The sequence below is a fragment of the Streptomyces sp. PCS3-D2 genome (assembly GCF_000612545.2).
Taxonomy (GTDB): domain Bacteria; phylum Actinomycetota; class Actinomycetes; order Streptomycetales; family Streptomycetaceae; genus Streptomyces.
The window spans coordinates 2,105,001-2,124,255 of record NZ_CP097800.1; the positions used below are offsets into that span (position 1 = coordinate 2,105,001).

A 19,255-nucleotide genomic window follows, 5' to 3' on the forward strand; every position below is an offset into this window, starting at 1 on the left:
AGCTTGGCCTCGATGAGGGCCAGCGTCAGCTTGGAGCCGATCAGCGGGATGTCCGGCTTCTCCCGCAGGAGGTAGGGGACGGCGCCGATGTGGTCTTCGTGGCCGTGGGTGAGGACGATGCCCTCGATGTCGTCGAGGCGGTCCCGGATGGACGAGAAGTCCGGCAGGATCAGGTCGATGCCGGGCTGCTCCTCCTCGGGAAAGAGGACACCGCAGTCGACGATCAGGAGGCGGCCGTCGTACTCGAAGACGGTCATGTTGCGGCCGATCTCGCCGAGGCCACCCAGGGGGGTGACCCTGAGGCCGCCCTTGGGCAGCTTCGGCGGCGGACCGAGTTCCGGATGCGGATGGCTCAAAAGTGTCTCCTCACCACACACGCCACGTACCCGGAAGGCACGTGGCGCGCATGTCATTCGTGCACTTGCTGTTGTCTGCTCTGTATTTGTTCGGTGGTGCTTATTGAGTTGTGAAGTCTGTTGTCAGAGCTGTACCCCGCCCGCGGCAAGATCGATCTTGAGCTGGGCCGTCTCTTCGTCGGTCAGTTCGATCAGCGGGAGTCGCAGCGGGCCGGCCGGCAGGCCCTGGAGCTTCAGCGCGCCCTTGGTCGTCATCACACCCTGGGTGCGGAACATCCCGGTGAAGACGGGGAGCAGCTTCTGGTGGATCTCGGCAGCCTTCTGGACGTCCCCGGCGAGGTGGGCCTCCAGCATCGCCCGCAGCTCGGGCGTGACCAGGTGGCCCACGACGGAGACGAAGCCGACGGCGCCCACTGACAGGAGCGGCAGGTTCAGCATGTCGTCGCCCGAGTACCAGGCGAGGCCGCTGCGTGCGATCGCCCAGCCGGCCTGGCCGAGGTCGCCCTTGGCGTCCTTGTTGGCCACGATACGGGGGTGCTCGGCCAGCCGGACCAGGGTTTCGGTCTCGATCGGGACACCGCTGCGGCCGGGAATGTCGTAGAGCATGACCGGCAGCTCGGTGGCGTCGGCGATCGCCGTGAAGTGCCGGTAGAGGCCCTCCTGCGGGGGCTTGCTGTAGTACGGGGTCACGGCGAGCAGGCCGTGTGCGCCGGTGCGCTCGGCCTGGCGGGCCAGCTCCAGCGTGTGGCGGGTGTCGTTCGTACCGATGCCGGCGACCACGTGGGCGCGGTCTCCGACGGCTTCGAGGACGGCTCGTACGAGGTCGTTTTTCTCCGCGTCGGTGGTGGTGGGCGACTCGCCGGTGGTGCCGTTGATGATCAGACCGTCGTTGCCTGCGTCCACCAGGTGGACGGCGAGCTGCTGCGCGCCGTCGAGATCGAGAGCGCCATCCGCCGCGAACGGCGTGATCATGGCGGTGAGGACCCGCCCGAAGGGGGTCTGCGGAGTCGAGATCGGAGCCATGGGTAACACGCTACTCGCTGCCATGCTCGCGGTGTCCCCTCGGGGGACGTCAACAGGGTGTTGGACGCCGGCACTGCCTGCTCGGGGGTTCAGGCAGTGCCGGGTCCGTTTGATCAGCCTAGATGAAGTTTACGAAACGTCGCAATACGGACACTTCGGACTTGACTCCGTACATCTGTACGCTGCGGGCACATCGGCCTGCAACGGCTCTTACGGGGCAACGCGACCGTTGCCGTTGTACGCGGCGTACGTCAGCGGCATGAGCCGGGCCCAGTGCTGCTCCATCTTCTCGCCGACCATCTCGATCTCCCGCTGCGGGAAGGACGGGACGGTGGCGAGCTCGTGCTGGGTGCGCAGACCGAGGAAGTGCATCAGCGAGCGCGCGTTGCAGGTGGCGTACATCGAGGAGAACAGGCCGACCGGCAGGACCGAACGGGCCACCTCTCGGGCCACGCCCGCGGCGAGCATCTCCCGGTAGGCCTCGTACGCCTGCACGTACGAGTCCTCCATGACGCGCGCGGTCAGCTCTTGCTGCGCCTGGGTGCCCTCGACGAAGACGTACTTGCCGGGGCGGCCCTCCTGGACGAGCTTGCGCTCGGCGTCGGGGACGTAGAAGACCGGTTCGAGCTCCCTGTAGCGGCCCGACTCCTCGTTGTACGACCAGCCCACGCGGTGCCGCATGAACTCGCGGAAGACGAAGATCGGGGCGCTGATGAAGAAGGTCATCGAGTTGTGCTCGAAGGGGCTGCCGTGACGGTCCCGCATCAGGTAGTTGATGAGCCCCTTCGAGCGCTCCGGGTCCTTCTGGAGCTCCTCCAGCGACTGCTCGCCGGCCGTGGAGACACGAGCCGCCCAGAGCACGTCGGAGTCGGCAGCGGAGTGCTTTACCAGCTCCACCGTCACGTCGCTGCGGAAGCTGGGTTTCAGATCTGAAGCGGCGGTCTCGCTCACCGGGGGTCCTTCCAAACGTGCGTCCTGGGGCGCGCCCACTCTACGGCGCGCCTCGCCGGTCCCCGTGCACGCTCACCTGCCGCCGGTGCACCGGCGCAGCTGACGCGCAGCCACGAATTCCGGTCGATGTCCGCATATCCGGCACGGATTGGGCGGCTCGTACGTCCTACAGGACAGAACGCACCCGCATCGAGCCCGAGGAGATTGCCTCTCATGTTTCGCCGGAGCGAACCCGTCCCGTTCGCCTTCGTCGCCGAGGCCGACCGCTTCCGCAGCAATGTCACTCCACCGCCGCGCGAGCGCCTGGGCAGGGCCCAGTTGACCGCCCGTAGTCTGGTCGGCCTGACCGTGGTCGCGGGGCTCGCCGGCTCGCTGCTCTTCGGGATACCCGCACTGCAGCCGAACAAGGCCCCGGAGAAGTCGCAGCAGTCGACTGCGTCCGAGGGGCGGTAGCCTCACGGGCACAGCCCTACCGAACGTGCATGTGAGTGAGGTCCAGCCGTGCCCCTGCCCTTCCTGACGGCCGACGGCGTGTCCGACGCGGACGACGACGGCGACGAGGTCCTGGCCCACGCCGACGACGACCGCTGGCAACGCCCCTACCGGCCCGGCCCCTGGCGCGTGGCCATCTCCGCGGTGCTGCTGCTGCTGTCCGCCTTCATGCTCCTGGCCACCATGATCGTCGCCTTCGCCGGCGGCGGCTGGGGCGGCGCGGGCGCGTGCCTGGTCGCCGCACTCGCCGTCCTCGCTTCGGCGCTGCAGATGCTGCGCGTGGGCGTATGGGTCAGCCGTACGGGCCTGCGCAGGGTCGGCTTCTTCGTCACCCGGACGATCGCCTGGAACGCTGTCACCGAGATCCGCACGGTGCAGCAGCCGGTGCGCTGGCTCGGCCTGCCGCGGACCGTTCAGGGGCAGGCACTGACGGTGTCCGCCCGGGGCGTCGAGGAGCCGCCGGTGCTGCTGACCGACCACAGCGCCGACTTCCTGTCACGGGCCGAGGCCTTCGACCGGGCCGCGGACGCGGTCGAAGCCTGGGCCGAGGAGTACCGGCCGGTGCCCGCCTGACCCCGGGTCGCGGGGTACGACGGGACACGCCGCGAAGGGCCCGTACAGGTGTCAGACCTGTACGGGCTTCTTGTCGTGCAGGGCGATCGCCCGCTGCATGGCCTTGCGCGCCCGCGGGGTGTCCCGGGCGTCGTGGTAGGCGACGGCCAGCCGGAACCAGCTGCGCCAGTCCCCCGGCGCGTCCTCGGTCTCGGCCTTGCGGCGTGCGAAGACCTCGTCGGCGGAATCCCGCAGGATCCGGCCGTACTGGTCGCGCTCCAGCTCGTCCACGGGCAGTCCGCCCTCGGCCTCCAGCTCAACGGCCAGCTGGTTGGCCCTGGTGACGAACTGCGTGTTCTTCCACAGGAACCAGACGCCGATGAACGGCAGGATCAGCACGGCCACCCCGAAGGTGACGGTGAGCCAGGTGCCCTGTCGGATCAGCAGCAGTCCCCGGCTGCCGACCAGGACGAAGTAGACGACCAGCACGGCGGCCGTGATGAAATACGTGATCTTCGCGCGCATCGTGAATCAGTCCGGTCAGCCCAGGTCGAGGAAGTTTTCCAGGCCGAAGGTGAGGCCCGGGGTCTGCGCCACGCGGCGCGCGCCGAGCAGGATGCCCGGCATGAAGCTGCTGTGGTGCAGGGAGTCGTGGCGGATGGTCAGGGTTTCGCCCTCGCCGCCGAGGAGGACCTCCTGGTGCGCGAGCAGGCCGCGCAGGCGGACCGCGTGGACCGGTACGCCGTCGACGTCCGCCCCGCGCGCACCGTCGAGGGCGGTGGCCGTGGCGTCGGGCTGCGCGCCCAGGCCGGCCTCGGCACGGGCGGCCGCGATCAGCTGCGCGGTACGGGTCGCCGTGCCGGAGGGGGCGTCGGCCTTGTTGGGGTGGTGCAGCTCGACGACCTCGACGGACTCGAAGTAGCGGGCGGCCTGGGCGGCGAACTTCATGGTGAGGACGGCACCGATGGAGAAGTTCGGCGCGATGAGCACACCGGTCTTCGGGGAAGCGGCGAGCCAGGTGTCCAGCCGGGCGAGGCGGTCCTCGGTCCAGCCGGTGGTGCCGACCACCCCGTGGATGCCGTGGCGGACGAGAAACTCAAGGTTGTCCATCACGGAGGCGGGGGTGGTCAGCTCGACCGCGACCTGGGCGCCGGTCTCGGCCAACGTCTGGAGGCTGTCACCGCGGCCGAGCGCCGCAACCAGCTCCATGTCCTCCGCCGCCTCGATGGCCTTGACGGCCTCGGAGCCGATCCGGCCCCGGGCCCCGAGGACTGCCACGCGCAGCTTGCTCATAGTCACTTCCTTACCTGTGTACGGAATCGGGGGGTGTCTTGCCGATCAGGCCGGATCGAGCGCCAGGCTCCGCGAGCACGGCATGATCGGCGAGGCACCCCCTAGGCGACGACCCCGTCGAGGCGGGCGGCCTGCTTCTCCTTCAGCGGGCCGATGACCGCCAGCGAGGGCCGCTGGGCCAGCACGTCCTGGGCGACCGCGCGGACGTCGTCCGGGGTCACGGCAGCGATCTGGGCGAGCATGTCGTCGACCGACATCTGGTCGCCCCAGCACAGCTCGCTCTTGCCGATCCGGTTCATGAGCGCGCCGGTGTCCTCCAGGCCGAGGACGGTGGAGCCCGAGAGCTGGCCGATGGCCCGCTTGATCTCCTCGTCGCCGATCCCGTCGGCGGCGACCTTGTCGAGCTCGTCGCGGCAGATCCGCAGGACGTCGTGGACCTGGCTGGGCCGGCAGCCCGCGTACACGCCGAAGAGGCCGGTGTCGGCGAAGCCCGAGGTGTACGAGTACACGCTGTAGGCCAGGCCCCGCTTCTCGCGGACCTCCTGGAAGAGGCGGGAGGACATGCCGCCACCGAGGGCGGTGTTCAGCACACCGAGCGCCCAGCGGCGCCCGTCCGTGCGAGCCAGGCCGGGCATGCCGAGGACCACGTGCGCCTGCTCGGTCTTGCGGCTCACCAGGTCGACCCGGCCGGCGGAGCGGATGCGCCGGGTGCCGGTGCGCGGGCCGATCGGCTCCGCGTCGGTGCGGGTCAGGGCGCCGGCCCTCTCGAAGGCGGCGCGGACCTGGCGTACGACCTTGTTGTGGTCGACGTTGCCTGCGGCGGCCACGACCAGGTGGGTCGGGTCGTAGTGCTTCTTGTAGAAGCGGCGGATCCGGTCGGCGCCGAGGGCGTTGATCGTGTCGACGGTGCCCAGGACGGGCCGGCCCAGCGGGGTGTCACCGTACATGGTCTGCGCAAACAGGTCGTGGACCATGTCGCCCGGGTCGTCCTCGGTCATCGCGATCTCTTCGAGGATGACCCCGCGCTCGGCGTCGACGTCCTCCTCGCGGATCAGCGAGCCGGTGAGCATGTCGCAGACCACGTCGATGGCGAGCGGCAGGTCGGTGTCGAGCACCCGTGCGTAGTAGCAGGTGTACTCCTTCGCCGTGAAGGCGTTCATCTCGCCGCCGACCGCATCGATCGCGGAGGAGATGTCGAGGGCGCTGCGCCTGGCGGTGCCCTTGAAGAGGAGGTGCTCCAGGTAGTGCGTGGCGCCGTTCAGCGTGGGCGTCTCGTCGCGGGAGCCGACGTGCGCCCAGATGCCGAAGGTGGCGGAGCGGACGGAGGGCAGCGTCTCGGTGACGACGCGCAGTCCGCCGGGCAGGACGGTGCGGCGCACGGTGCCGATGCCGTTCTGCCCCTTGAGCAGGGTTTGGGTACGGGCGACGGCCCGCCCCTCCGAAGAGGGGCGGGCCGTCACACGGGAACTACGCGACGTCACTTGTCGGAGTCGTCCTTGTCAGCCTCGTCGGCGGCGTCCTCGCCCTCGATCACGGGGATCAGGGAGAGCTTGCCGCGCTGGTCGATCTCGGCGATCTCGACCTGGACCTTGGCGCCGACCCCGAGCACGTCCTCGACGTTCTCCACGCGCTTGCCACCGGCGAGCTTGCGGATCTGCGAGATGTGCAGCAGGCCGTCCTTGCCGGGGAGCAGGGAGACGAAGGCACCGAAGGTGGTGGTCTTGACGACCGTACCCAGGTAGCGCTCGCCGACCTCCGGCATGGTCGGGTTGGCGATGCCGTTGATCGTGGCGCGGGCGGCCTCGGCGGCCGGTCCGTCCGCGGCACCGATGTAGATGGTGCCGTCGTCCTCGATCGTGATCTCGGCGCCGGTGTCCTCCTGGATCTGGTTGATCATCTTGCCCTTGGGGCCGATGACCTCACCGATCTTGTCCACCGGGATCTTGACGGTGATGATCCGCGGGGCGTTCGGGGACATCTCGTCCGGCGTGTCGATCGCTTCCATCATCACGTCGAGGATGTGGAGACGGGCGTCGCGGGCCTGCTTGAGGGCGGCGGCCAGGACGGAGGCCGGGATGCCGTCGAGCTTGGTGTCCAGCTGGAGCGCGGTGACGAACTCCTTGGTGCCGGCGACCTTGAAGTCCATGTCGCCGAAGGCGTCCTCCGCACCGAGGATGTCGGTGAGGGCGACGTAGTGGGTCTTGCCGTCGATCTCCTGGGAGATCAGGCCCATGGCGATACCGGCGACGGGGGCCTTGAGGGGCACACCGGCGTTCAGCAGCGACATGGTGGAGGCGCAGACCGAGCCCATGGACGTCGAGCCGTTGGAGCCGAGGGCCTCGGACACCTGGCGGATCGCGTAGGGGAACTCCTCGCGGGTGGGCAGGACCGGCACGATCGCGCGCTCGGCGAGCGCGCCGTGGCCGATCTCGCGGCGCTTGGGCGAACCGACGCGGCCGGTCTCGCCGACGGAGTACGGCGGGAAGTTGTAGTTGTGCATGTAGCGCTTGCGGGTCACCGGGGAGAGGGTGTCCAGCTGCTGCTCCATGCGGAGCATGTTGAGGGTGGTGACGCCCAGGATCTGGGTCTCGCCACGCTCGAAGAGCGCCGAGCCGTGCACGCGCGGGATGGCCTCGACCTCGGCGGCGAGGGTGCGGATGTCGGTGATCCCGCGGCCGTCGATGCGGACCTTGTCCTTGATGACGCGCTCGCGCACCAGGGCCTTGGTCAGGCTGCGGTAGGCGGCGGAGATCTCCTTCTCGCGGCCCTCGAAGGCCGGGAGGAGCTTCTCGGCGGCGATCTCCTTGACGCGGTCCAGCTCGGCCTCGCGGTCCTGCTTGCCCGCGATGGTCAGCGCCTGGGAGAGCTCGCCCTTGACGGCGGCCGCGAGGGCCTCGTAGACGTCGTCCTGGTAGTCCAGGAAGACCGGGAACTCGCCCTCGGGCTTGGCGGCCTTGGCGGCCAGGTCGGCCTGGGCCTTGCAGAGGACCTTGATGAACGGCTTCGCGGCTTCGAGGCCCGCGGCCACGATCTCCTCGGTCGGCGCCTCGGCGCCGCCCTTGACGAGGGCGATGGTCTTCTCGGTGGCCTCGGCCTCGACCATCATGATCGCGACGTCGCCGTCCTCCAGGGTGCGGCCGGCGACCACCATGTCGAAGACGGCGTCCTCGAGCTCGGTGTGCGTCGGGAACGCCACCCACTGGCCGCGGATCAGCGCGACGCGGACGCCGCCGATCGGGCCGGAGAAGGGCAGGCCGGCGAGCTGCGTGGACGCGGACGCGGCGTTGATCGCGATGACGTCGTACAGGTGGTCCGGGTTGAGCGCCATGACGGTGGCGACGACCTGGATCTCGTTGCGCAGGCCCTTCTTGAAGGACGGGCGCAGCGGGCGGTCGATCAGGCGGCAGGTGAGGATCGCGTCCTCGGAAGGGCGGCCCTCACGGCGGAAGAAGGAGCCGGGGATCTTGCCGGCCGCGTACTGGCGCTCCTCGACGTCCACCGTCAGGGGGAAGAAGTCGAGCTGGTCCTTGGGCTTCTTCGACGCGGTGGTGGCGGACAGCACCATCGTGTCGTCGTCCAGGTAGGCGACGGCGGAGCCGGCGGCCTGGCGGGCCAGGCGGCCCGTCTCGAAGCGGATGGTGCGGGTGCCGAAGGAACCGTTGTCAATGACGGCCTCGGCGTAGTGGGTCTCGTTCTCCACTAGCGTTTTCTCCATTTTCGTCGTCTCCGTCCGCCGCCCGTGTGGCGGAGGACGGTTGCGGAGAAGCGCTCCTGGGGTGCTGGCCGGTCTTCGATCGAAGCACCCGGTCCGTTGCCCGTGCGGGGCATTCCGGGTGCCACTACCGAGGACCGGCGGCGTGGGAGGGCGCTCCTCCTCTTCAGTTGTGCACGTCTCGTCGTCGGACGTACACGTGCGTCCGTTCCAGACTACAAAGGGACCGGTCCGTACCGCACGTACAGCAAAGGGAGCGGCCCCCGGATGTGGGAACCGCTCCCTTCACGGCGTCTTACTTGGCGCCGGCCGCACCGCGGCGGATGCCGAGGCGCTCGACCAGCGTACGGAAGCGCTGGATGTCCTTCTTGGCCAGGTACTGCAGCAGGCGGCGACGCTGGCCGACCAGGATCAGCAGACCACGACGGGAGTGGTGGTCGTGCTTGTGGGTCTTGAGGTGCTCGGTCAGGTCCGAGATGCGGCGGGACAGCATCGCGACCTGGACCTCGGGGGAGCCGGTGTCGCCCTCCTTGGCACCGAACTCGGTGATGATCTGCTTCTTCGTAGCGGCGTCGAGCGGCACGCGTACTCCTCGTTTGGTCTTCGTTGCCACCGAGTGCCCCAGGTCTGAGTCTCTGGGGAGCTTCCGTTACTCGGGAGGCGGGGTCCGCTGAGCGCAGTCCACAGACCCTCCGAGGGGAATCCGGGAGACGCGTACACATACGGCCGTCACACAGCGTACCAGGCTGCCGCTCCGCCCCGTCTCAGCTGGTGAGAGCCCGGGCCCGGGCGTACACGTCGAGCACGGCAAGGGTCAGCGGCACCAGGCTGAGCAGGACCGCCGCCTCGGTGAGGTCGAGCAGCCTTCCCCAGAAGGGTGACAGGCCCTTGCGGGGGATGACAAGCGCAATTCCCGCGAGGAGGGCGGCGCCGGCGGCGACGGCCGCGGTGAGCCAGATCGTGCGGAGGTCCAGTCCGCTGCGGTCCTGCTCCATCACGAGGGCGTCGAGCAGGGCCTGCGGCGGGTGCAGCGACAGGCCGAGGATCAGCAGCGCGACGGCGGCGAGGCCGGCGGCCAGGGCGCACACGACCTGGGAGGTATAGCGGAAGAGGCGGGCGCGCAGCAGCATGGCGAGCCCGGTGGCCAGGGCCAGCAGGCGGCCCCAGGTGTTGTCGGAGAAGCCCAGGACGGCGGCGGCGCCGACGGCGACGGCGGCACAGCCGCCGACGAGGCCGAGCAGCATCTCGTGGCCCCGGCGGGCCTGGGCGGCGATCGCCTCGGCGTCGAGCGGGGCACCCTGCTCGTTGTGGTCCGCGCCGGCCTGGTCGCCGTAGGGCTCGGTGTCGTAGCGGTCCGGGGCCACCGCGTGATCGACGTACTCGTCGACCGCGCTCTGCGGGGCCGCGTAGCCGATGGGCAGGCGGGCGAAGCGCGCGGAGAGGCCGGGGAGGAAGGCGACGAGGCCGATGGCGACGGGCGCGCAGACGGCGGCCGCGTAGGTAGCGGAGGCCTCGGTGGCGATCGCGGCGAAGGTCGCCAGGGTGCCGGTGGCGGCGACGAAGGTGGCCGCGACGAAGGGGGCGTCGCCGCTGGGGGTGAGCGCGACGAGGGCGACGGAGGCGACCAGGACGCAGACGCACCCCAGGAGGAACTGCAGTCGGCCGGGCCCCTGGCCGGTGGCGGGGCCGATGATCCCGGATCCGGCGATCAGCAGGTGCGGGAGGGCTCCGAGGCCGAGGGCGACGGCGGAGAGGCGGTCCCGGTATACGCGGGCGCGCACCCCGGCCACGGCGGTGAGCAGGATGCCGACGGCGCCGGCGATGATCCCGGGCAGGCCGTGCATGTCGTGGCGGACGGGGTCCGCGTACCAGAGGACGAAGCCCAGCATGACCAGCAGCACGGCGGAGCCGGCGAGGCCCGCGGCGCGCAGCATGTCGTCGCTCCAGCGGTGCCGGTCGCGGACGACGGCCGAGGCAACGGCGTCGGAGACGTCGTCGAAGACGGCCGGCGGCAGGGACTCGGCGAACGGGCGCAGGCTGAGCACCTCGCCGTCGAGGACCTGCTGGGCGGCGAGGGTGCGGGCGCCGTCCAGGACGGTTCCGGAGCGGCGTACGAGATGGAAGCCGGTGGGGGCGCCGACGGGCTGGGTCTGGCCGGTGAGGCGGAGCAGCTCGGGGTAGACGTCGGCGACGGCGATGTCCTCGGGGAGGGCGACGTCGATGCGGCTGTCGGGGGCCACGACGGTGACCCTGCAGAAACCCGTCGTCCCGGCCGTACTCACCTGCGTGACCCCCTTGGTTGGTGTCCGCGTCCGTACTCGATTCGCGGATGCGCATGCTGCGCGCGACACCCTACCGGGCGTATGAGCGACAGTCGGCAAGTAGGATCACCGTCGCGCTGGGGATACCCCCTGCGCGCCCGGGACTTGGGGGCGCCGGTTGCGACGTCCCGTCCGTTTTCGAGGGATTGATGCTCCGGTGAGCCAGATCGTCGTCAAACGCCCGCCGCGGTCCCTGCCGCCCGAGGTCCCCTCGGAGGAGCTGCGGCTGGAGGCGCCTCCCGAACTTCCGCGCGGGCAGCAGGAGGGCATGCTGATGCAGCTCCTGCCGATGCTCGGCATGGGCTCGTCCGTCGTCTTCTTCTTCATGCCGGGTGCGGCCCCCTTCATGCGCATCATGGGCGTGCTGATGCTGGCGTCGACGGTGGGCATGGTCGTGGCACAGCTGGTGCGCTACCGGCGCGGTACGCAGGGGCAAATGGCCGATGTACGCCGGGACTATCTCAAGTACCTCGCCCAGACGCGCCGTCAGGTGCGGCGGACCGCCCGGGCGCAGCGTGACGCGCAGCTGTACCTGCACCCGTCTCCGGAGCAGTTGTGGTCGGTGGTGGCCGACGGATCGCGGCTGTGGGAGCGGCGGGTCGGCGATCCGGACTTCGGCCAGGCCCGGCTGGGGCTGGGTGCGCAGCGTCTGGCGACCCCTCTGGTGGCGCCCGAGACCGCGCCGGTGGACGAGCTGGAGCCGCTGACGGCGGGCGCGATGCAGCGCTTCCTGAAGGTGCACTCCTCGCTGGACGGGCTGCCGATGGCGGTGTCGATGCGCGCCTTCTACCACGTGGCCGTGTCGGGGGAGCCGGAGTCGGCGCGCGGTGCGGCGCGGGCGATGGTCGCGCAGCTGGCGACGCTGCACTCCCCCGAGGACCTGATGGTGGCCGTGGTGGCCGCGCCCGGTGCGGTGCCCTCGTGGGACTGGACGAAGTGGTTGCCCCACACCCAGCTGCCAGGGCAGGTCGACGGGGCGGGTACGAAGCGGCTGTTCGGCGACGACCTCGCCGAACTGGAGGGGATGCTGGCGTCGCGGCTGGAGGGGCGCCCGCGGTTCAGCCGCGACGTGTCCCCCGTACTGGACCAGCCGCACCTGGTGGTGGTGCTGGACGGGGGCATGGTGCCCCCGGACTCGGTGTTCGCGGCGGCCGAGGGCCTGCAGGGCGTCACCATCGTCGAGGTGGTCGCGGGCGAGCTGGACGAGCCGCGCGGCGGCCTGTCGGTCGTGGTGCGTCCGGGCCGGCTGCTCCTGGAATCGGGCGGCGGCCTCGCGTACGAGGGCGTGCCGGACAGTCTGTCGCTGCCCGCGGCGGAGGCTCTGGCACGGCAGCTGGCGCCGCTGCGCACGGGTGGCGGGGACGACGACGAGCCGCTGCTGGCGAACCTGGACTTCACCGACCTGCTGAACCTGGGTGACGCCGCCGCGGTCGACGTGGCGCGGACCTGGCGGCCGCGGTCCGCCGGCGAGCGGCTGCGCGTGCCGATCGGCGTCGGGGAGGACGGCGCCCCGGTGATGCTGGACCTGAAGGAGGCTGCGCAGGAGGGCATGGGGCCGCACGGCCTGTGCGTGGGTGCGACCGGTTCCGGCAAGTCGGAGCTGCTGCGCACGCTGGTGCTGGGTCTGGCGGTCACCCACACCTCGGAGACGCTGAACTTCGTGCTCGCCGACTTCAAGGGCGGTGCGACCTTCACCGGCATGGGCCAGATGCCGCACGTCGCCGCGGTGATCACGAACCTGGCGGACGACCTCACGCTCGTGGACCGCATGGGCGACTCGATCCGCGGCGAGCTGCAGCGCAGGCAGGAACTGCTGCGTTCGGCGGGCAACTACGCGAACATCCACGACTACGAGAAGGCCCGCGCGGCCGGCGCCCCGCTGGAGCCGCTGGCTTCGCTGGTGCTGGTCATCGACGAGTTCAGCGAGCTGCTGACGGCGAAGCCCGACTTCATCGACATGTTCATCCAGATCGGCCGCATCGGCCGTTCGCTGGGTGTCCACCTGCTGCTGGCGTCCCAGCGGCTGGAAGAGGGCAAGCTGCGCGGCCTGGACACGTACCTGTCCTACCGGATCGGTCTGCGGACCTTCTCGGCGGCGGAGTCCCGCACCGCGATCGGCGTGCCGGACGCCTACCACCTGCCGTCGGTGCCCGGTTCGGGCTATCTGAAGTTCGGTACCGACGAGATGGTGCGCTTCAAGGCGGCGTACGTGTCGGGCACCTACCGCTCGGGCGGGCCGGACCTGTCGGTGGGGCAGTTCCCGGTGGAGCGGCGGCCCGCGCTGTTCACGGCGGCGCCGGTGCCGGTGGTGTACGCCGCCCCGGACCCGGCGTACCTGGCGGCGCAGTCGGCGCGCGAGGACGACGCGCTCGCGGACACCGTGCTGGACGTGATCGTGAGCCGGCTGGAGGGCCAGGGGGTGCCGGCGCACCAGGTGTGGCTGCCGCCGCTCGACCAGGCTCCGCCGCTGGACCAGCTGCTTCCGGCGCTGGCACCGAGCGCGGAGCGCGGGCTGCACGCGGAGGGCTACACACGGCCGGGCGGGCTGATCGTGCCGCTGGGCCTGATCGACAAGCCGTTCGAGCAGCGGCGCGAGGTGCTGTACCGGGACTTCTCCGGCGCGGCGGGCCACATGATGGTGGTCGGCGGCCCGCAGTCGGGCAAGTCGACGCTGATGCGGACGCTGATCTCCTCCTTCGCTCTGACGCACACCCCGCGCGAGGTGCAGTTCTACGGTTTGGACTTCGGCGGTGGCAGCCTGTCGGGGGTCTCCGACCTGCCGCACGTGGGCGGTATCGCCTCGCGTCTGGACCCGGAGCGGGTCCGGCGCACGGTCGCGGAGGTGGGGGGCATCCTCAACCGCCGCGAGGAGTTCTTCCGCGCGAACAACATCGACTCGATCGCCACCTACCGGCGGCGGCGCGCGGCGGGCGAGCTGCCGAACGAGCCGTGGGGCGACGTGTTCCTGATCGTCGACGGCTGGGGCAACTTCCGCGGCGAGTACGAGGTCCTGGAGCAGGTCGTCACGGACATCGCGGCGCGCGGCCTGGGCTACGGCATCCACGTGGTGATCACCGCGGGCCGGTACATGGAGGTACGGGCGGCGCTGAAGGACCAGATGCTCAGTCGGCTGGAGCTGCGGCTCGGCGACACGATGGACTCGGAGTTCGACCGGAAGGTCGCGGCGAACGTCCCCACGGGGATGCCGGGCCGCGGTCAGGTGGCGGAGAAGCTGCACTTCCTGGGCGCGCTCCCGCGGATCGACGGCTCGCACGAGGCCGAAGACCTCTCGGAGGCCACGGCTGCCTTCGTGGAGGCGGTCCGGCAGAACTGGGCGGGGCCGGCGGCTCCCGGCGTACGGCTGCTCCCGCGGCTGCTGCACAGCGACCACCTGCCCAAGGGTGGGGAGTTCCCCGAGCGCGGGATCGCGATCGGCATCGACGAGACCGATCTGGAGCCGGTGTTCGTCGACTTCGAGACCGACCCCTTCCTGCTCGTCTTCGGCGAGAGCGAGTCCGGCAAGACGAACCTGTTGCGGCTCATCGCCAAGCAGATCGCGGAGCGCTACACACCGGACCAGGCTCGGCTGGTCGTGGGCGACTACCGGCGGACCCTGCTCGGGGCGCTGCCGGAGGAGCACCTGCTGGAGTACGCGCCGATGGCGAGCTCCCTGCAGATGCACATGGAGGCGCTGGGCGGGGTGTTCTCGCGGCGGCAACCTCCGCCGGACGTCACCCCGCAGCAGCTGCGCGACCGCAGCTGGTGGACGGGACCGGACGTCTTCATCATCATCGACGACTTCGACCTGGTGGCCACGAGCCAGGGCAATCCGCTCGCGCCGCTGGTGGAGTACCTGCCGTTCGCCCGCGACACGGGGGTGCGCTTCATCATCGCGCGCAGCTCGGCGGGCGCCTCCCGATCGATGTACGAGTCGTTCATGCAACGGATCAAGGAGCTGGGCGCGCAGGGCGTCGTGCTGTCCGGTGATCCGGCCGAGGGCGATCTGGTCGGCACCGTCCGGCCGCGTCCGATGCCGCCGGGCCGGGGCTACTTCGCCTCGCGCCGGAGGGGAACGTCGCTGGTCCAGCTCGGCCGGATGCCGGGCGGCATGTGAGGTCGGGGGAATCCCGGGCGCCGGCCGGATCGGGGGGAAACCCGTCCCGACCGGCGGCGGCTCCCCGATAATCGGCGGGGAAGACCGCTCCACCGAAGGAAGGGCCGCCCATGGGCACTCAGCAGGAGAAGGACGAGCTGTACGCGCTCGACATCAGTGGCGTGGAGTGGGAGGGGCCGCCGGGGACCAGCCCGGACGAGGAGCGGGTGGAGATCGCGCGGCTTCCCGACGGGGCGGTGGCGATGCGGTCTTCACTGGACCGAGAGACGGTGCTGCGCTACACGGCCGCCGAGTGGGAGGCCTTCGTACTCGGTGCCAGGGACGGCGAGTTCGACCTGGACCGGCACGAGCCCTGAGGCGGCAGGACACGCCGAAGGGGCGCGCCCGGTACGGGTGCGCCCCTTCGGCGTGTCGGGACGCCGGACACCGGCTCCCGCAGGGCTCAGTAGGCCTCGGTGAAGAGGGTCGAGGCCCGCTTGTCGGTGGCCCGGTAGTCGTCCTTGCCGCGCTCGATGAGCTTGGCGACCTTCTCCAGCTCCGCGTGCATGGTGTCGGCCTTGGCCTTGTACTTCTTCTGCAGGGCGACGTACTCCCGGTGCGCCTCACCGTCCCAGGTGTCCGTGACGACCTTCACGGCCTGCTCCATCTCGGCCAGGTCCTTGAGGATGTTCCCGGAGACGACCCGGATGCGGTCCGCCATCTGCTGAACGGTCTCGTACCGGACCCGGGTCCCGTCGTTCGCCGTCATGTTCTTCTCCTTCTCGCTACGGCCTCGTGGATGGGGGGCGTTGATCAGATGCCGTCGAGGCCCGAACGCGGGCCCGAGGCGGACGTCGGCTGGACGGCGTTCTTGAACGCGGCCCGCACCTCCTCGTCCTGCGCGTTGCTGAGGTTCTTGGTCTGCGCCACTGCGTTGTGCAGGACACCGAGGAGCCGGCGGATCTCGTCGTGGCTGTCGTTGAGCGTCGTCTGGGCCGTGATGAAGCCCGAGGCGCCCACACCGGTCCAGCCCGCGCTCACGGTGGCGATGATGTCGGCCAGCTCGCGGGCCTGCTTGGAGACGGCGGTTCCCGTCTCCTGGATCTTGTTCTTCGCCTGGACGACCGGATCGTCCGCAAGTCCGAAGGTGTTCGTGCTCATCGAAGCTCCTCACTTCTCAATTCGCCGGCAGAACCGGCGGATTGCGCAGCGGGGAGGGCGTGCCCGGCGCGGCTGTGAGTCACGCGCTCGGTGCAGTCCCCCTCCGCTTCACGCGATCCCCCGATCACACTCGTGAAGCTGCTGCCACTCTAGTCAGTTCACGAAACTGTCCCAACACCGGTGGTCTGCTTCCTCGGACGAACCATGGCTGTTCACTGCAAACGGCGTCGGCGGCCGCGCGCGTCGCGGACGACGGTCGCCGTGCCCGCGATGACGGCGATCAGGACGGCGCCGATGCCGAGAGCGTACGTGCCGTAGCGCTCCTGCCGCTCCTGGGCCGTCTCGGTGAGCCGGAGGGGTGCGGCCTGCGGCGCCGCCGCCGGGGCCGGGCCGGGGTCCGGGACGGGCGCCTTCGGGGCCTCCTGGTCCTGGCTGAGCGCGCGCACCGGATCCACCACTCCCCAACCGACGTAGTCGTCACGCCCGTTGACGGTGCGCTCGGCCGTGTTCTGGATCTGCCAGACGATCTGCTGGGCGGACCAGTCCCGATGCTCGGCGCGCAGCAGGGCAGCGACCCCGGCGACATAAGGCGCGGAGAAGCTGGTGCCGTTGTCGATGCACTGGCCGAAGCCGGGGACGGTGGAGACCATGTCCACTCCGGGCGCGGCGACCCCGATGAAGTCGCCGGGCTGGGAGAAGGCGGCGCGCTCGTTGTTGCGGTCGGAGGCGCCGACCGCGAGGACGCCGGGGAAGGCGGCCGGATAGGTTTTGCGCTTCTGGCCGCTCAAGCCGTCGTTGCCCGCCGAGGCGACGACCACGATGTCGGCGGCGACGGCCTTCTGGACGGACCTGCCGAGCTCGGAGTCCGCGGTCAACGGGACGTCGGTGTCCTGCGAGATGTTGATGACCTGGGCGCCCTTGGCCACCGCGTGGTCGATCGCCTGACTCAGCGAGAGGGCGTTGCCCTTGCCCTGCCCGTCGTTCTGCCGGATGGGGATGATCGTGGCGTCCGGGGCCAGGCCGACGAAGCCCGTGCCGGCCTGGGGGCGGGCCGCGATCAGCCCGGCGACCTTGGTGCCGTGGCCTACGGTGTCGGTCGTGCCGTCACCGCCCTTGGGATCGACGAAGTCCCTGCCCGCACCGACGTCGACGGCGCCGCTGAGCTGCGGGTTCGCCCGGTCCACACCGGTGTCGATGACGGCCACCCGGATGCTCGCGCCGCTCTTGTCCTTGCCCTTGGTCTGCGCCCAGAGCTCGTCGAGGAGGAGCCGCTGGAGGGCCCAGGGGCGGTCTTCGATCTGCTTCTTCATGGGGAAGGTGCACTCCCCCGCGCCGTCCAGGCGCAGCCCGTACGGGGCGTGCGGCGGGGCGGTGCGGGTCGGGGCGGCCCCGGCCGCAGAGGCGGAGGCGGAGGCGGAGGCGGAGGCGGAGGCGGAGGTCAGGGTGAGGGCGCAGGCCGCGATGAGCAGCGCGCGCCGGGGCTTGCGGTTCTGGGGCATCGGCGGCTTCCTCACGAACCCTGGGGCTGGCGAGCGGAGTTGGTGTCGAGCCGGGGCCCCTTGGAGAGGAACTCCGACCAGGCGATGGGCACCATGGCCGGGGTGACACCGCCGTAGCCCAGCCTGACCTGTGCCTGGCTGGCCTCGGGGCGACCGTCCCCGCCCGCCGTGGACTGGTCGGGGGCGCCGATCCCGGACTGCTCGGCGTCGCTGTCGCCGTTGGCCTGGACGGCGTACCGCAGGCCGGTGTCGGTGACCAGGAAGAGGGAGCCGCCGGCCGTGGTCTGCTTGCCCTGCACCTGGGTGTAGAGCAGGCCCGTGCCGGGGGTGACGTACGCGCTCGTGCCGCTGGCCGTGATGTCGACGGGGTAGCTGGTGCCGGCCCAAGTACTCAGGGTCTGGTTGCCCTGGCCGTCGACCGAGCGCAGGACGTTGCAGACGGTGTCGCGGTTGTTGGACCCGCTCGTCCGGGTGCCTGCGGACGGCGTCGTCCGGTTGATCCGCTCGGTCTTCGCCTGCGGCCACCTGACGTCGCCGGCGAACGGGGTGGCATCCGGGTCGAGGGACTGGAGGTCGACCTCGCGGGCCTTGCCGTGCATGTTGAGGCCGTCGGTCGCCGGCGCCGAGATCAGCAGCCAGGCGACGAAGTCGGAGACCGGCGCGACCTTGCCGGGCAGGACCACATAGTGCTGGGCGCCGGAGCCGGTCTGGGCCTTGAGCACCATGCCGACCTTGTTGTCGGCGGTGGTCAGACCCTTGACGTCGGCGGCGGCTCCCGCCCTGCCGGGCAGGGGCGGGAAGGCCAGGTCGGCACCGGAGTTGAGGGTGCCGAGCCATTCGGGGGTCACCTGCTGCGGGGTGGCTCCGGTGCCGACCAGGGCGTTGGTCATGGTGCCGGCGGCCGGGCCGCCCTCGGGGAACCTGTACTTGGTCCCGCTCGCGTCGACCAGGTACCGCTCCTTGCCGGGGCCGGTGCTCTCCACGTACAGCGACTGGGTGTCCGCGAGCCTGCGCGCGTCGTCCGTCACGGACGCCTCGCGGTCCGCGAGGACGAAGGTGGCGGTCTGGACGCCGCGGCCGTTCCCGCCGGGCTGCTGGCAGACGGCCCAGCGCTTGGCCTTGCCGGCCTCGGACTTGGAGGGGAGCCGGTCGGGGGCGTACGGGATGCCGATGATGGGGCCGCGTGGCGGCGTGCCTGCGTCCAGGACCTTGTCCTCGACCTGGACCACCTTGAACTTCTGCGGGTCCAGCAGGAGTCGGGCCGAGGCCAGGTTCAGCACCGGGTGCAGGCGGGTCTGGTCCTTGCCGTCCACCTTCGTCGTCAAGACCACGTACCGGGTCGTGGAGTCCTTGCCGACGATGACCCTCGTTCCGGGCTCGTCCCAGCCCTTGGGGGCGGTCGGCTTGAACATGCCCCAGGCGCCGAACCCGGCGAGCACGAGGGCTCCGACGATCATCCCCGGCAGGACCGCGCGCAGGGGACGGGGGGCTCCCTCCTCGGTACCCGTGGCGGAGGGCTGGAGGAACGCGGCCACCGTCCGCCGCTTCGCAAAGGTGTACGCGTTGAGCTCATCGCGTCGTGATGCCATGACCGTCTGCTTCTCCCCGCACGGCCCGGCCGGTGAGTACGGTCCCCGGGCCTCGATAGTCGGACCGGGCACCTACTATGCCTCTTGACGGACGGTACGCAGGGGCCGGGTAGGGTGAGGCAGCCGCTCAGGACCTTCCGCACCGGGGTAATCAGGGCTTGTTGGGGTGGATTGGGGAGGTTCCGGGGTTCCGTGACGGGTGTCGCGCAACGC

Annotated in this window: 17 protein-coding genes (1 of these 17 running past the window's edge); 4 read left to right on the top strand and 13 right to left on the bottom strand. The window is 70.7% G+C overall.

The genetic code is table 11. The annotated features are described in order from the left end of the window. The 3 genes from AW27_RS08450 to thyX all read right to left on the bottom strand — a co-directional run. Positions 1–356: the start of a ribonuclease J gene (locus AW27_RS08450; protein WP_037928580.1), read on the bottom strand. Its footprint begins 1,330 nt before the window's first position; the window shows 356 of its 1,686 coding nt (coding positions 1–356); its start codon is at positions 354–356; the stop codon falls past the left edge of the window. A 123-nt stretch (positions 357–479) separates the two neighbouring features. After that, entirely contained in the window at positions 480–1,379 is a 900-nt protein-coding gene (dapA, locus tag AW27_RS08455) for a 4-hydroxy-tetrahydrodipicolinate synthase (RefSeq protein WP_037928575.1), read from the bottom strand. Between the two features lie 210 nt (positions 1,380–1,589). Next, entirely contained in the window at positions 1,590–2,330 is a 741-nt protein-coding gene (gene thyX / locus AW27_RS08460; protein WP_037928573.1) for an FAD-dependent thymidylate synthase, read from the bottom strand. A gap of 213 nt (positions 2,331–2,543) precedes the next feature. Here thyX and AW27_RS08465 point away from each other — a divergent pair, with 213 nt between their 5' ends. Together AW27_RS08465 and AW27_RS08470 are read left to right on the top strand one after the other, a co-directional pair. Then, the gene (locus tag AW27_RS08465; RefSeq protein ID WP_037928571.1) at positions 2,544–2,783 is read left to right on the top strand and encodes a hypothetical protein; all 240 of its coding nucleotides are present in this window, start codon (positions 2,544–2,546) and stop codon (positions 2,781–2,783) included. Positions 2,784–2,831: 48 nt separating this feature from the next. Continuing rightward, on the top strand, positions 2,832–3,395 hold the full coding sequence (locus AW27_RS08470) for a hypothetical protein (RefSeq protein WP_037928568.1): 564 nt from the start codon (positions 2,832–2,834) through the stop codon (positions 3,393–3,395). 51 nt (positions 3,396–3,446) lie between these two features. On the opposite strand, the gene AW27_RS08475 is transcribed toward AW27_RS08470, so the two are convergent. The 6 genes from AW27_RS08475 to eccD all read right to left on the bottom strand — a co-directional run bounded on the left by AW27_RS08475 (position 3,447) and on the right by eccD (position 10,661). Next, the gene (locus AW27_RS08475; RefSeq protein ID WP_037928564.1) at positions 3,447–3,899 is read right to left on the bottom strand and encodes a tetratricopeptide repeat protein; all 453 of its coding nucleotides are present in this window, start codon (positions 3,897–3,899) and stop codon (positions 3,447–3,449) included. Positions 3,900–3,914: 15 nt separating this feature from the next. Next, complete coding sequence (dapB, locus tag AW27_RS08480; protein WP_037928561.1) at positions 3,915–4,667, bottom strand: 4-hydroxy-tetrahydrodipicolinate reductase; 753 nt, start codon at positions 4,665–4,667, stop codon at positions 3,915–3,917. Positions 4,668–4,768: 101 nt separating this feature from the next. Next, on the bottom strand, positions 4,769–6,148 hold the full coding sequence (locus AW27_RS08485) for a M16 family metallopeptidase (RefSeq protein ID WP_037928558.1): 1,380 nt from the start codon (positions 6,146–6,148) through the stop codon (positions 4,769–4,771). Beyond that, positions 6,145–8,367, bottom strand: coding sequence for a polyribonucleotide nucleotidyltransferase (locus tag AW27_RS08490; RefSeq protein ID WP_037928555.1), 2,223 nt, complete (start codon positions 8,365–8,367; stop codon positions 6,145–6,147). The genes AW27_RS08485 and AW27_RS08490 overlap by 4 nt, the downstream gene beginning before the upstream one ends. A gap of 307 nt (positions 8,368–8,674) precedes the next feature. Next, on the bottom strand, positions 8,675–8,962 hold the full coding sequence (gene rpsO / locus AW27_RS08495; RefSeq protein ID WP_030011220.1) for a 30S ribosomal protein S15: 288 nt from the start codon (positions 8,960–8,962) through the stop codon (positions 8,675–8,677). Positions 8,963–9,143: 181 nt separating this feature from the next. Continuing rightward, positions 9,144–10,661: a type VII secretion integral membrane protein EccD gene (gene eccD, locus AW27_RS08500; RefSeq protein WP_037928551.1), complete on the bottom strand. Its 1,518-nt coding sequence runs from the start codon at positions 10,659–10,661 to the stop codon at positions 9,144–9,146. 196 nt (positions 10,662–10,857) lie between these two features. On the opposite strand from eccD, the gene AW27_RS08505 reads away from it, so the two are divergent. Together AW27_RS08505 and AW27_RS08510 are read left to right on the top strand one after the other, a co-directional pair. Further along, positions 10,858–14,814 (top strand): type VII secretion protein EccC, encoded by a 3,957-nt coding sequence (locus tag AW27_RS08505; protein WP_037928549.1) that lies wholly within the window; start codon positions 10,858–10,860, stop codon positions 14,812–14,814. A gap of 110 nt (positions 14,815–14,924) precedes the next feature. Beyond that, positions 14,925–15,170, top strand: coding sequence for a DUF397 domain-containing protein (locus AW27_RS08510; RefSeq protein WP_030651192.1), 246 nt, complete (start codon positions 14,925–14,927; stop codon positions 15,168–15,170). An 86-nt stretch (positions 15,171–15,256) separates the two neighbouring features. Here the strand turns inward: AW27_RS08510 and AW27_RS08515 are convergent, their stop codons facing one another. The 4 genes from AW27_RS08515 to eccB form a co-directional block, all read right to left on the bottom strand. After that, complete coding sequence (locus AW27_RS08515; RefSeq protein WP_037928546.1) at positions 15,257–15,562, bottom strand: WXG100 family type VII secretion target; 306 nt, start codon at positions 15,560–15,562, stop codon at positions 15,257–15,259. A 44-nt stretch (positions 15,563–15,606) separates the two neighbouring features. Further along, positions 15,607–15,954: a WXG100 family type VII secretion target gene (locus tag AW27_RS08520; protein ID WP_030027130.1), complete on the bottom strand. Its 348-nt coding sequence runs from the start codon at positions 15,952–15,954 to the stop codon at positions 15,607–15,609. 212 nt (positions 15,955–16,166) lie between these two features. After that, positions 16,167–17,453 (bottom strand): type VII secretion-associated serine protease mycosin, encoded by a 1,287-nt coding sequence (gene mycP / locus AW27_RS08525; protein WP_078557024.1) that lies wholly within the window; start codon positions 17,451–17,453, stop codon positions 16,167–16,169. Positions 17,454–17,464: 11 nt separating this feature from the next. Further along, complete coding sequence (eccB, locus tag AW27_RS08530; RefSeq protein WP_037928541.1) at positions 17,465–19,042, bottom strand: type VII secretion protein EccB; 1,578 nt, start codon at positions 19,040–19,042, stop codon at positions 17,465–17,467. Positions 19,043–19,255: the final 213 nt, after the last annotated feature.

Excerpts from the sequence above, each read along its gene's own strand:
- AW27_RS08465 (WP_037928571.1), top strand. The coding sequence starts at position 2,544 with ATGTTTCGCCGGAGCGAACCCGTCCCGTTCGCCTTCGTCGCCGAGGCC.
- AW27_RS08475 (WP_037928564.1), bottom strand. The coding sequence starts at position 3,899 with ATGCGCGCGAAGATCACGTATTTCATCACGGCCGCCGTGCTGGTCGTC.
- mycP (WP_078557024.1), bottom strand. The coding sequence starts at position 17,453 with ATGCCCCAGAACCGCAAGCCCCGGCGCGCGCTGCTCATCGCGGCCTGC.
- dapA (WP_037928575.1), bottom strand. The coding sequence starts at position 1,379 with ATGGCTCCGATCTCGACTCCGCAGACCCCCTTCGGGCGGGTCCTCACC.
- AW27_RS08520 (WP_030027130.1), bottom strand. The coding sequence starts at position 15,954 with ATGAGCACGAACACCTTCGGACTTGCGGACGATCCGGTCGTCCAGGCG.
- AW27_RS08510 (WP_030651192.1), top strand. The coding sequence starts at position 14,925 with ATGGGCACTCAGCAGGAGAAGGACGAGCTGTACGCGCTCGACATCAGT.
- eccB (WP_037928541.1), bottom strand. The coding sequence starts at position 19,042 with ATGGCATCACGACGCGATGAGCTCAACGCGTACACCTTTGCGAAGCGG.
- AW27_RS08515 (WP_037928546.1), bottom strand. The coding sequence starts at position 15,562 with ATGACGGCGAACGACGGGACCCGGGTCCGGTACGAGACCGTTCAGCAG.
- dapB (WP_037928561.1), bottom strand. The coding sequence starts at position 4,667 with ATGAGCAAGCTGCGCGTGGCAGTCCTCGGGGCCCGGGGCCGGATCGGC.